This window comes from Companilactobacillus pabuli, from assembly GCF_014058425.1.
Taxonomy (GTDB): Bacteria; Bacillota; Bacilli; order Lactobacillales; family Lactobacillaceae; genus Companilactobacillus; species Companilactobacillus pabuli.
The window spans coordinates 814,467-826,712 of the sequence record NZ_CP049366.1 but is presented as its reverse complement, the minus strand read 5'-3'; the positions used below and the strand labels follow the sequence as shown (position 1 = coordinate 826,712).

Genomic DNA, 12,246 nt, shown 5'->3' with positions numbered 1-12,246 from the left:
GCACTCTAACGAGGTTATTTTTTCTCCAAAAAATCTTGAGGAGTTATGTGTTCCATACCAATCATCGGGTCAATAGCATTATTCATAATCATGTCTAAAGTCAAACGATAATCGATAGGAGCTTGTTCTTGTGTTTCTTCTTCCGATGGTGCTTCTGGTACTTTAATCTTAAATGTAGTAAAAATTCTTTGTTTCAATGTGGTCTGACGTTCACTCGATTGATCTTTGATTGACCGTTCAAAAGCCGACCTATCACCTACCATGATCAATAATCTCTTAGCACGTGTTACAGCTGTATACAACAAATTACGGCGTAACATTCTAGATTCTTCATTAACAAGTGGCAAAATTACCATTTCAAATTCTGAACCTTGCGATTTATGGATTGAAGTACAGTAAGCTAAAGAAATATTAGTCCAATCTTTACGATCCAATGTCACCTCATTGCCATCAAAATCAATTACTAATTGGTCAACGTGGTCGGTATTTTCTTTAGCAAGAATTATCCCGACAATTTTCCCAATCTCGCCGTTAAAAACATTGTCTTCAGGTGTATTGACCAAATAGACAACTTTATCATTGATTCGATATTTAACATTACCCATCGAAACTTCTTTTCTTTTCGGCTTCATCGGATTGACAACATTTTGAATCACATAATTCAAATTATCAATCCCCGCTTGACCACGGTACATTGGGGCTAAAACTTGCACATCGGCAATATCGAAACCACGTTCACTCGATTTTGCAATAATCTGTGACAAGACACTAGGGACATTTCGACTATCGCAATTGATGAAACTCCGATCAGCCCTATTTTGAAAAATACCATCAACAATAATTCCTTCATTTATATCATGAGCTAATTGAATAATCGTTGAATCTTCATCCTGACGATGGATATTCTTTAAGATTGTTGTTGGAAAAGCATCACTATTGATCAAATCCGCAAAAATTTGTCCCGGTCCAACTGATGGTAACTGATCACGATCACCTACTAAAACGATCTGCGTTCCAGGCTGCACAGCTGATATCAAAACTTTGAATAATTTTGTATCGACCATCGACATCTCATCAATAATCAACAATTTGCAATCAAGGCTTGGTTCAGCATATTCGTCATCTTCAGTACCCGTTAGACCTAACAAGCGATGAATTGTCATAGCTGGCAGACCAGTTGCCTCTCCCATGTGTTTAGCAGCTCTTCCCGTTGGAGCAGCTAAAGCAATCGCATAATCATCTGAAGCTGGATCAAGGGGCATATCATTTAATTCAGCATATGCTGCTACAATTGCATTGATGATAGTCGTTTTACCAGTTCCCGGACCACCAGTTAATAGAAAAATTGGATGCGTCAAAAATTGACGAATAGCTTTTTCTTGTGAGTCATCATATTTAACTTTAAAACGCTTTTCAATTTTTTTAAGTTCTTTTTTCATGGCGTGTTCAGTCCATGAGACACCCTTAAAAGTATCAGTGATCATCTTCAAAGACTGTGCTATCGACCATTCAGAATCTGCCAGATCTTTTTGATAAACATTGCCATCTTCAACTAGCAAAACTCCGTTTTTAACTAAATCTCGTAAACCAGCTACTAACTTTTGCGCCAAGTCATCAGTTGAATTATTTCTCAAAACTCCCATAACTCTTCTAATCAAATCTTGCCCATCAACGTAAGTATCGCCAGTTTCATTGATCATTGAGCTCGTCATCTGAATTAAGGCACCTTTGATCCGTCGAGGGTCATCACCAGTAATCCCTAATCTTCTAGCCAATTCATCAGCTCGCTTGAAACCGACACCTTTAACATCTAAAACTAATTGATAAGGATCGTCTTGAATCTTTTCCAGTGTTTGAACTCCATACTTTTGATAGATCCGTGCACTCAAAGTAGGTCCAAAGCCATAGTTATTCAATTGATACAAGGCTTGCTCTGTCTGATGATTGCTAGAGATTTGTTCAATAATCTGTTGAGTCTTTTCAGTTCCCAATTTCAAGAAATCAAGTGCATGAGGGTCTTTAAGAATTTTATCGATAGCATCGTTACCTAATTCATCAACAATCTTTTCGGCTTTTTTCTTACCAATACCAGGAAACTCTTCACTAGAAAAGAAGCTGATTAATTCTTTACGACCATTAGGACGACTTCTTTGGTATGAAGTAGCTTGAAATTGCTTGCCATATTTGGGATGGTCAACGATGCGGCCTTCGAAACGATATTCCTCTTCTTCTGATATTTCACCAAAGCTACCAGTTACAACAATATCTTTCGCATCCCAATCAGTATTTGTTTTCTTTATTTTAATTGTAAAAATTTTATAAAGGTTTTCCGGATTCTCAAAAAAGATAGCTTTGACAGTGCCTAAGAAATATGGTGTTTCATTACTGTCCGTCATTGCTATCCCCTTGCTTTTTTATGAATTCTTGTAGATCAGCTAATTTCTTTTCATTTTTTAAATAATACTTTTCATCCAATTTTTTGGCTTGATTTAAGTATGATTGATATTCTTTTTTGAGATTCATTGCACACAAGGCCATATTAAAGTAAAATTTGGCCTCTGGTTGGATTTTATTAGCCGCTTGATAGAATGTTAATGCTTCTTGAAAATTACCGTTAGCCAGCAATAAATCGGCTAATAATTCATTTGAGCGTAAATCTTTAGGTGCTTTTTCAACTGCCGTTAAAGCGTACATAATTGCTAGTTGACGTTTACCTTGTTCATCCAAAGTTTTAGCCAACATAAAATATGCTTCAAAAGCGTAATCATTGTTGACCAATTTTTGAAAGATGTCATTAGCTTTATCATATTTATCAGCTAAATAATAAATATTACCCAAATTATAAAGTAAATCTTGATTGTCTTTAAATATCTCTAACGAACGAGCTAATAATTCCTCGGCTTGTTCTAAATCGCCAGCTTGGACTAAATAAGTTGATAACTGTAAAATCTCAGGCAATTGCTTTGGGTTTTGTTTCAAGTCTGCTACTAACAGCTTAACAGCAGCCTCTTTATCGCCTTGATTAAATAATTTTTCTGCTTGTTTGTTCATCGGTTACCTCAAATAGTATCTGAACTGTCTAATTGTTTGTCCAGGTAACTAGTTTCATTCCACTTGATTAATTTAAATTGGCCGTCTTGGTATTGTAAATGAGTCAGACTAGTGTTGGAAAGACCACCATTCTTACGAATATCGCAAATCTTAGTTCCTAATAACGATTGGATCAAAGTCACTAAAGCAGCTCCATGACTAACTATTACAAGATTGCTATCAGGAGAATTTTGAGCAACTATTTCTTTCACTGCTGCTGTAGTTCTCTTAGCAACTTGTTCAAAAGATTCGCCTTTGATCAAGTCATAATCATAGTCTTTTGGTTGATGTCTAAAAGCATAAATTACTTCTGGCATTTCATTTTCTAATTCAGAAAATTTGCGACCTTCCATAATTCCTAAATCAAATTCTCTAAGACCATCAACAATGTCAAAAGGTATTTGACGATTCAAATCTTTGATCAACGTTTCAGCAGTAGTTTTAGCACGTGGCAAAGGACTGGAATAGATATGGTCAATATTTATAGCTTGCAATCGTTTTGCTAGTAAGCTGATATCATGCAAACTTTCTGGCAAAAGTGGTGAATCACCATGTCCACCTTGATATTTTCCTTCTAAATTCCATTCGGTCTTTCCGTGTCTGACAAAATATAATTCCATTTTATTCTCACCTTACAAAGTTAATTACTTCTAATTATCGGTTTTTTGGAAGATTTTTTCAAGTTGGAGTGTTTTTTACTGAAAATATAAAAAAACAGTAATCAAAACTGACTACACAAATAGCCAATTTAAATTACTGTTTTATGTTTTTTAAATGTATTGTAGCTTCTTTTCTGCCATGTAAGCACAATCAATAGTTGCGCCACCTAGACATTCCTCGCCGTCATAGAAGACAACTTCTTGTCCTGGTGTAATTGCACGAACTGGGTTATCAAACTCAACATTGACCTTACCATCGCCTAAGACGTGAACTGTAACGCCAGTATCTTGTTGACGATATCTGAACTTAGCTGTGGCATGGAAAGTATCGCCATAATCTAAGCCTGTGATAAATGACAAGTCAGATGCGTCCAAATGATCAGCATATAGTCTTGGATTATCGTATCCTTGGTCGACATAAAGAATATTCTTACTCATGTCCTTACCAACTACGAACCAAGGCTCGTTTGACTTACCATTTCCACCGATACCTAGGCCTTGTCTTTGACCGATTGTGTAGTACATCAAACCAGCGTGATCACCCTTGATCTCACCGTCTGGTGTCATCATCTTACCAGGTTGTGCAGGCAAGAATTCGCTCAAGAACTTACGGAAGTTTCTCTCACCGATGAAACATACACCAGTTGAGTCCTTCTTCTTAGCAGTAGCTAATCCAGCTTCTTCAGCAATGCGACGAACTTCTGACTTTTGCATACCACCGATTGGGAACAATGCTTTTTGTAATTGCTCTTGTTGAACAGTGCTCAAGAAATAAGTTTGATCCTTGTTAGCATCGCCACCACGAAGCAAGTGAACTACACCGTTGTCGTCACGGAATGATTGTGCATAGTGACCCATTGCGATGTAATCAGCGTTTAATTTGTTAGCATAGTCCAAGAAAGCCTTGAACTTAACTTCTTTGTTACACATAACATCAGGGTTTGGTGTTCTACCCTTACGATATTCTGCTAGGAAATACTCGAACACGCGGTCCCAGTACTCCTTTTCAAAATTAACTGAGTAATAAGGAATACCAATCTTGTTGGCAACCTTAGCAACATCCTCATAATCCTCAGTAGCAGTACATACACCAGAGTCATCAGAATCATCCCAGTTCTTCATGAAAACTCCAATAACCTCATAACCTTGTTGTTTCAAAAGAAGTGCACTAACTGACGAGTCAACGCCACCACTCATACCTACTACAACACGCTTCTTCTTATTATCCATTTGAAAACCTCATTTTATTTAACTAATACGTTTTTTTCTTTCAAAAAGTTCATCAAGTAACGATAGTCACTGATTTCCTTTTCTACATCTTTAATTTTGAACATATTGATATTGTGCATCCCACTTTTATCAGTGATCGACAATTTCAAACTGTCTAGATTCTTGCTAACAACGGCACGCAAATAATATCTAGCCTCGTAAGGAGATGACCCATTGATTGGGTGTTCCAGACGAAAACTACCTTTATTTGTTTCCATGAAACCAGAATCCAATAGTGAATATTTTTTTACTTCGGGGTTAAGTTCGTAAACTTCTTGATCCCCTTGTACTTGAGCTTGGCGTTTATCCATAATAATCATCCCTCATAATCATATTTTCTCTTAATTATAAGTTTGAATAAAATTGCTTAATTAGTCAAGTCTTGCACGATTTTAACTAGTTTGTTGGTAAATTCAACTACTTCTTCTTCAGTATTGTCTTTACCAAAACTGATTCTGACTGAATCATTGATTCTTGGACTGTCTTCACCATACATAGCCACTAACACGTGTGATGGTTCCAAACTTCCGGCTGTACATGCAGAACCTCCCGAAATTGCTACTTCGTCAAGATCTAATCTCGTCAATAAAACGCCACGATCAATTCCTGGCAAATACAAATTCATTACATGGTTTAAAGCATGTTTATCCTTTGGTCCATTGATGTCAAAATCAATTTTATTCTCTGTTAAGATCTTTTGGATCGTTTGTTTAAATCCAAAATAACGATCTTGTCGAGCTTGTTTTTCTTCCGGAGTAATCAACTCAACGGCTTTAGCAAAACCAGCGATAGCAGGTACATTTTCTGTTCCCGCACGACGTTTAGTCTCCTGGTCGCCACCTTTAATAAATGATGGAATATGAATATCATCATTGATATACAAAAAGCCGATGAACTTCGGTCCATTAATCTTATGAGCTGAAGTTGATAACATATCAATGTGTTGGTCTTTGACATCAATATCTTCCATTCCAAATGCTTGAACAGCATCAGTGTGGAAATATGCTTGATGGTCTTTTAAGACTTCACCAATTTCTTTAATTGGATTCATCGAACCAACTTCGTTGTTACCGTACATGATCGTTACTAGAATAGTATCATCACGTAAAGCATCTTTGACTTGTTGAGCAGTCACTTCACCGCGTTCATTAGGTTTTAAATAAGTTACTTCAAAACCCAATGTTTCTAAATAAGCTAACGGTTTAAGAATTGCTTCATGCTCAATCGCAGTCGTTATGATATGTTTACCTAGTTTTTGTCTAGATAATGCTGTTTGAATTACAGCGGTATTGTCACTCTCAGTCCCACCACTAGTAAAGACAATTTCTGAGTCTTTAGCGTTGAGACTTTGAGCAATCGTATGCCGGCTTTCATCCAAAACTTTTCGAGCTTGACGACCAAAATAATTGGTAGCAGATGCATTACCAAAATTATTAGCCATCTGTTCACTGATTACATCGACTACAGGTGTAGCCATCGGTGTGGTGGCAGCATTATCTAAATAAATAAATGCCACAATAAATCCCCTCTATTCTTGGTCTAAAAAGTTCAATAACATAGTTACTGATTTGCGTCCGGCTTGTAAAACAAATTCGTCAAAGTTTACACTAGCATTTTCGTCGCCCACATCACTCATTGAACGAATAACAACGAATGGTGTTTTGAATTCAACACAGACTTGAGCCACAGCTGCGCCTTCCATTTCTGCTGCTAAAGCATCAGGGAACGACTTTTTAATTGTAGCAATTTTTTCTTTTCCGTCAACAAATTGGTCTCCGGAAACGATCAAACCGACTTTACTAGTTAAACCAGTTCTTGTTGCAGCTTCAGAAATAGCCTTAACATAATCAGGGTCAGCGTTGAAATAAAGGTCTTTTTGAGGGAGTTGACCTACTTTGTAACCAAAACCAGTCGCATCAACATCGTGATAAGCCAATTTGTTAGAAATGACTACATCTCCAACACTCAAACCTTCACCGATACCACCAGCTGAACCAGTATTAACGACAAAATCAGGTTGATAACGATCATTCATCAAAGTAGCTGTCATTCCAGCTTGAACTTTACCGATACCACTTTGAGCAAGATATACTTCGTGGTTCTTATAATTGCCGAGTGTAAATTCAACTCCAGCAACTGTAACTGTTTGGATATCTGTTAAAGACTCCTTCATTAATTTAATTTCTTCTTCCATAGGGACGATTACGCCAATTTTCATACTTTAACTCCTTAAATAAAAAATAATATTAAAAATACCAGAACGATGAGGCCGAATACTGTAATGATGGCAATATTCAACTTCTTTTTCAATTTATTTGTCTTATACTCAAATATTTCTAAATTTTCTTGAATAGTTTGCTCTGGATGTTGCTGTTGATACTCTTTTTCAGCACGTTCTCTTTCCTGCTGTCTGATTCTTTGTTGCTGTTGTTCTACTTGATCAGCACGAACTACTGTCTGTGGGTGGTCGGATTTTTTAACTTTAGAATTAATAAAATCTTTTACTTTTGAAAACATTTATTTTTCCTTTGCCTTTAATAATTCCCAATAAGTAATGGCATAAATAGTTTTGGCATCACAAATGTCACCAGTTTTAATCTGTTCTTTAGCCTCATCTAAAGTTAAACTCTCTACATTCAAAAATTCATCTGGGTCAAGTGGACGTTTAAATTCTACCTTTTTGAGATCTCTAGCTGCAAAGACAGTTAATTTTTCGTTTGAGTAACCAGGACTAGAAAAGAATGAAGTAATTTGTTCTAGATTATCAGTCGTCAAACCTAATTCTTCATCCATCTCACGCAAGGCAACTTCTTTTAAGTCACTGCCTTCATCGGCATCAATTTTTCCTGCTGGGATTTCTAAAGTTTCTTGTCCCATAGGTGTACGCCATTGTCTAACAAAAATCATCTTATCGTCGTCAGTGAATGGAATGATTGCGACAGCTCCGCGATGTTCCACAACTTCACGAATATCTGGAATACCATTAGGCAAAACCACTTGTTCTACATTCACATCAAAAATCTTGCCACCAAACATTTGTTTTTTGGCTACTACTTCTTCATAATATCTTGAATCTTCTTTTTTCATTGCAAAACCTTCCTGACTTGATTAATGAACTTACTAATATCATAACAAACCAATTAATAGACTAAAATGATTCTTTCTGAATTTCAGTTAGTGTATGGTTCTCCATGGCAAAGCAAATTTGGCTGGAACAATGTTTACCTTTTGCAGATATTTTACCAGAAATTAAACTGACTACAACCTATGCCAAAGAAAAAGAAAGCACTAATCAGCGCTTTCTTCATCTTTGATATTAACATTTACCGCTTGTGGACCTTTATAACCTGGCGCAATTTCAAAGCTAACTTCTAGTCCGTCCTTGATGAAATAGTCATCACGATTGAGAACTGAGTCCGCAAAGAAAAAGATATCTTCCTCACCATTATTTATAAAGCCAAAACCACGGTTATTATTAAATCTTACAATTTTTCCTGTGAACATTATTCACCATTCCTAATCATCAAAGCCTTCAGCTTTTGTTTCTGGATATTCTTCAGCAACAATTTTAGCACATCTAGCACAGAATGTTGGATAATTACTGTCACTACCAACATCAGTTTTAATCATACGACATCTTTGACAAACTTCGCCTTCAGCCTTTTGAACTAAGACGTCAGCTAATTCATACTTGTCAGCATTTTCTGGTGTTGCATCAACTAATTCAAATTGAGAAACGATCAATAATTGACCAAAGTTGCTATCGATTTTATCGAGAACAGCTTTTAGTTCGTCACTTGGATGTACAGTAACTTTAGCTTCAAGTGATTTACCAATTAACTTATTGGCACGAGCAACTTCAAGAGATTTCAAGACGTTATCTCTAAAGTCCATGAAGACTTGCCAATCCTTTTGAATTTCTGCTTCATCAGGAATTTCTTCAACAGCTGGCATTTCAGCTAATTGAACGAATTCTTCTGGTTCTTTAAGATATTCCCAAACTTGTTCCATTGTATGTGGAAGGATTGGTGTCAATAACTTAGCCAATTTAACAACTGTTTCGTAAATAACTGTTTGCATTGAACGACGTGAATGTGCATCCTCAGCATCGATATAAACAACGTCCTTAGCAAAGTCTAAGTAGAAAGTAGACATTTCATTAACTATGAAGCTGACTACATTCTTAGCCACGTCAGCAAAGTCATACTTGTCATAGTCACTTAGAACTTCTTTAACTAAGTTGTTCAATTTAACCTTGATGTACTTGTCTTCTGGACGAAGATCATCATATTTAACAGCATTAGTCTTAGGATCAAAGTCAGTTGTATTAGCCAACATGAATCTGATAGTATTTCTAATCTTACGATAAGTTTCAGAAACTTGCTTGAATGAGTCAACTGAAACTGAAACATCAGAACTTGAGTCAACCGAAGCAACCCATAGACGGATAATTTCAGCACCAAATTGTCTTTCGATATCACTAGGGGCAATAACGTTACCGAGTGATTTACTCATCTTAACGCCATTCTTATCCAAAGTGAAACCTTGTGAAAGGATTGACTTATAGCCGGCCTCACCGAATGCAGCAACTGATGTTACAAGCATTGAGTTGAACCAACCACGATATTGGTCAGATCCTTCAAGAATCAAGTCAGCTGGGAAAGTTAGATTATCACGAGTCTTAGCTACCCCAGCATGAACTGTTCCAGAGTCGAACCAAACATCCAAGATATCTGTTTCCTTAGTAAACTTACCATTTGGTGAACCAGCATTAGTATATCCTTCTGGAAGAAGATCCTTAGCATCTCTTTCAAACCAAATGTTAGAACCATATTTACCGAATAATTCAGCTACGTGATCGACAGTTTCCTTAGTCATGATAGGGTCACCATTTTCAGCGTAGAAAATTGGTAATGGAACACCCCAAGCACGTTGTCTTGAAATTACCCAGTCACCACGATCACGAATCATGTTGTAGAGACGAGTTTTACCCCAAGCTGGCTTGAAGTCGATTTTATCGATAGCATCAAGAATTTGTTGTCTGAACTTGTCGATTGAAGCAAACCATTGTGGAGTAGCACGGAAAATAACTGGTTTCTTAGTACGCCAATCATGTGGATAACTGTGAGTAAAGAAACTCAACTTCAAAAGTGAGCCATTTTTCTTCATACGTTCTGTAATCAACTTGTTAGCATCATCGTAAAAGATACCTTGATATTCAGGTACTTCGTCAGTAAATTTACCTTGTGCATCGATTGGTGAGAAGACTGGCAACTTGTATTTCATACCAACAACAAAGTCATCGGCACCAAATCCAGGAGCTGTATGAACTAAACCAGTACCATCATCGAGTGTTACGTGATTACCTAAGATCAAAAGTGATTCTTGGTCGTAGAATGGATGCGTTGCTGTAACATATTCCAATTCTGAACCTTTGAATGTCTTAAGGATTTCAACGTTTTCCCAACCTAATTCTTCTTGAACGTATTGGATTCTCTCTTGAGCTACAACGTATTTCTTACCATCAGCATTAACTTCAGCATAGATGAACTTAGGGTTCACACAGATAGCCTTGTTTGATGGAATTGTCCAAGGAGTAGTTGTCCAAATAATAAATGATGCATCATCATCAACGACACCTTTACCATCACGTACTTTGAAAGCTACGAAAATTGAAGGTGACTTGATATCTTTATATTCAACTTCAGCTTCGGCTAGAGTTGATTCTGAAGATGGTGACCAATAAACTGGCTTCTTACCACGGTAGATGTAACCTTTGTCGACCATTTCACCAAAGACTTTAACTTCAGCTTCTTCAAATTCTTTTTGATATGTGATATATGGGTGATCCCAATCAGCTGAAACACCTAAGCGTTTGAAACCAGCCATTTGTTTCTTGATTTCACCTTCAGCGAATTCGTAACACAATTTACGATATTCGCTCATTGTCATTTCCTTACGTTTAACACCTTTTTTAGCAAGTTGTTGTTCGATTGGAAGACCATGAGTATCCCAACCAGGAACGTAAGGTGAACGGAAACCGTCCATTGACTTGTAACGCACAATGATATCCTTTGAAATTTTGTTCAAAGCATGTCCCATGTGAATGTCACCATTAGCAAATGGAGGACCATCCAATAGTTCGAAAGTTGGTTTACCTTCGTTTAATTTTTGACGCTTTTCATAAATTTTGTTTTCTTCCCAAGCTTTTTCCCATTCCGCTTCTTTGTTTGGAAGGTTACCACGCATTGGAAACTTAGTTTTACCTAAGTTTAGAGTATCTTTTACTCGCATCTTTTCACCCCTTCTGAAAATAAAAAGAACCCATCCAATTTAGGACGAGTTCTCGCTATACCACCTATTGGTAAATTACATAAATTGTTTAAGAGTTGATATACCTAAATTAATTTTTACTAGTCTCACACCATACACTAGCTCGCTGAAAAAATATCCAAAAGGCACTTGTTCTCTCAAGTTATTTTTTAGGATCATCACCCGATTTATCATCCGAGAAATTGAACGTTGGTTCATTCTGTTGATGATTAATCGTATATGTTTCGTCTGGTTGGTCATCCTGATAATTGTCATTATAGTTCATTTGATCTGAATTGAAAACTGATTCTTGATTATTTTCATAATCTTGTGAAGATTTTTGTTGATTATTTTGATAATTAGCACTCGTATCAGCGTCTGAATGATCGCCAACCTCTTGTTTTAATTTGTCAGTAGAAGTACTGTCATTGAGTTTCGACCATTCTGGACTGTCAACCATATCCAATTGTTGTTTCAACATACCTTGCAAGCCTTGACGGAACGAATTGACACTCTTTTTAAGATTATCAGTTTCAATCGTTACCTGACGTGCTCGATCAGAAGCATCCTGTAAAATTTGATTGGATTTTTCAGTTGATTGATTCAATAAGTCCCGAGCCTTCTTCTGAGACTCTTCAACAATAATCTGGGCTTCTTGTTCAGATTCATTTTTAACCTTCTCAGCAGCCTCTTGAGCCACCAAGATAGACTGATTCAAAGCATCCTTCATATCAGTAAAGTATTTCAACTGTTCTGAAGTCTCTTTGAGCTCTTTTTCTAATTGAGCATTTTTTTGGAGAGCTAAATTATAGTCTTGAGCTGCTTGTTTCAAGAAACTATCAACTTGGTCGCGGTCATAACCTCGAAATTTACTATCAAATTCTTTATCCTGTATTTCTACTGGTGACAATACCAT

General features: G+C 36.7%; 12 protein-coding genes. All 12 read right to left on the bottom strand.

The features are described from left to right. Positions 1-14 precede the first annotated feature (14 nt). The 12 genes from recD2 to G6534_RS03955 all read right to left on the bottom strand — a co-directional run bounded on the left by recD2 (position 15) and on the right by G6534_RS03955 (position 12,246). The gene (gene recD2 / locus G6534_RS04010; RefSeq protein WP_182083160.1) at positions 15-2,396 is read right to left on the bottom strand and encodes an SF1B family DNA helicase RecD2; all 2,382 of its coding nucleotides are present in this window, start codon (positions 2,394-2,396) and stop codon (positions 15-17) included. Continuing rightward, complete coding sequence (locus tag G6534_RS04005) at positions 2,383-3,051, bottom strand: tetratricopeptide repeat protein (RefSeq protein WP_059074175.1); 669 nt, start codon at positions 3,049-3,051, stop codon at positions 2,383-2,385. The genes recD2 and G6534_RS04005 overlap by 14 nt, the downstream gene beginning before the upstream one ends. 8 nt (positions 3,052-3,059) lie before the next feature. Then, a complete protein-coding gene (locus G6534_RS04000) occupies positions 3,060-3,710 on the bottom strand; it encodes a histidine phosphatase family protein (protein WP_059074174.1) in 651 nt (216 codons plus the stop codon). A gap of 150 nt (positions 3,711-3,860) precedes the next feature. Further along, complete coding sequence (gene mnmA / locus G6534_RS03995) at positions 3,861-4,979, bottom strand: tRNA 2-thiouridine(34) synthase MnmA (RefSeq protein ID WP_056945164.1); 1,119 nt, start codon at positions 4,977-4,979, stop codon at positions 3,861-3,863. Positions 4,980-4,993: 14 nt separating this feature from the next. Continuing rightward, complete coding sequence (locus G6534_RS03990) at positions 4,994-5,329, bottom strand: hypothetical protein (RefSeq protein ID WP_010020099.1); 336 nt, start codon at positions 5,327-5,329, stop codon at positions 4,994-4,996. A gap of 56 nt (positions 5,330-5,385) precedes the next feature. Next, complete coding sequence (locus G6534_RS03985) at positions 5,386-6,534, bottom strand: cysteine desulfurase family protein (RefSeq protein WP_010020100.1); 1,149 nt, start codon at positions 6,532-6,534, stop codon at positions 5,386-5,388. Positions 6,535-6,546: 12 nt separating this feature from the next. Beyond that, entirely contained in the window at positions 6,547-7,236 is a 690-nt protein-coding gene (locus G6534_RS03980) for a 5'-methylthioadenosine/adenosylhomocysteine nucleosidase (protein WP_119318915.1), read from the bottom strand. Positions 7,237-7,247: 11 nt separating this feature from the next. After that, on the bottom strand, positions 7,248-7,535 hold the full coding sequence (locus G6534_RS03975) for a hypothetical protein (protein ID WP_059074173.1): 288 nt from the start codon (positions 7,533-7,535) through the stop codon (positions 7,248-7,250). After that, positions 7,536-8,105 (bottom strand): NUDIX hydrolase, encoded by a 570-nt coding sequence (locus G6534_RS03970; RefSeq protein WP_059074172.1) that lies wholly within the window; start codon positions 8,103-8,105, stop codon positions 7,536-7,538. A 201-nt stretch (positions 8,106-8,306) separates the two neighbouring features. Then, positions 8,307-8,522 (bottom strand): cold-shock protein, encoded by a 216-nt coding sequence (locus G6534_RS03965; RefSeq protein WP_059074171.1) that lies wholly within the window; start codon positions 8,520-8,522, stop codon positions 8,307-8,309. Between the two features lie 12 nt (positions 8,523-8,534). Then, positions 8,535-11,312, bottom strand: a complete 2,778-nt coding sequence (gene ileS / locus G6534_RS03960; RefSeq protein WP_182083159.1) for an isoleucine--tRNA ligase — start codon at positions 11,310-11,312, stop codon at positions 8,535-8,537. 181 nt (positions 11,313-11,493) lie between these two features. Beyond that, on the bottom strand, positions 11,494-12,246 hold the full coding sequence (locus G6534_RS03955; RefSeq protein WP_059074169.1) for a DivIVA domain-containing protein: 753 nt from the start codon (positions 12,244-12,246) through the stop codon (positions 11,494-11,496).

Bases quoted from the DNA above. Each gene is read 5' to 3' on its own strand.
- G6534_RS03975 (WP_059074173.1), bottom strand. From the start codon at position 7,535: ATGTTTTCAAAAGTAAAAGATTTTATTAATTCTAAAGTTAAAAAATCC.
- recD2 (WP_182083160.1), bottom strand. From the start codon at position 2,396: ATGACGGACAGTAATGAAACACCATATTTCTTAGGCACTGTCAAAGCT.
- G6534_RS03970 (WP_059074172.1), bottom strand. From the start codon at position 8,105: ATGAAAAAAGAAGATTCAAGATATTATGAAGAAGTAGTAGCCAAAAAA.
- ileS (WP_182083159.1), bottom strand. From the start codon at position 11,312: ATGCGAGTAAAAGATACTCTAAACTTAGGTAAAACTAAGTTTCCAATG.
- G6534_RS04000 (WP_059074174.1), bottom strand. From the start codon at position 3,710: ATGGAATTATATTTTGTCAGACACGGAAAGACCGAATGGAATTTAGAA.
- mnmA (WP_056945164.1), bottom strand. From the start codon at position 4,979: ATGGATAATAAGAAGAAGCGTGTTGTAGTAGGTATGAGTGGTGGCGTT.
- G6534_RS03965 (WP_059074171.1), bottom strand. From the start codon at position 8,522: ATGTTCACAGGAAAAATTGTAAGATTTAATAATAACCGTGGTTTTGGC.
- G6534_RS03955 (WP_059074169.1), bottom strand. From the start codon at position 12,246: ATGGTATTGTCACCAGTAGAAATACAGGATAAAGAATTTGATAGTAAA.
- G6534_RS03980 (WP_119318915.1), bottom strand. From the start codon at position 7,236: ATGAAAATTGGCGTAATCGTCCCTATGGAAGAAGAAATTAAATTAATG.
- G6534_RS03990 (WP_010020099.1), bottom strand. From the start codon at position 5,329: ATGGATAAACGCCAAGCTCAAGTACAAGGGGATCAAGAAGTTTACGAA.
- G6534_RS04005 (WP_059074175.1), bottom strand. From the start codon at position 3,051: ATGAACAAACAAGCAGAAAAATTATTTAATCAAGGCGATAAAGAGGCT.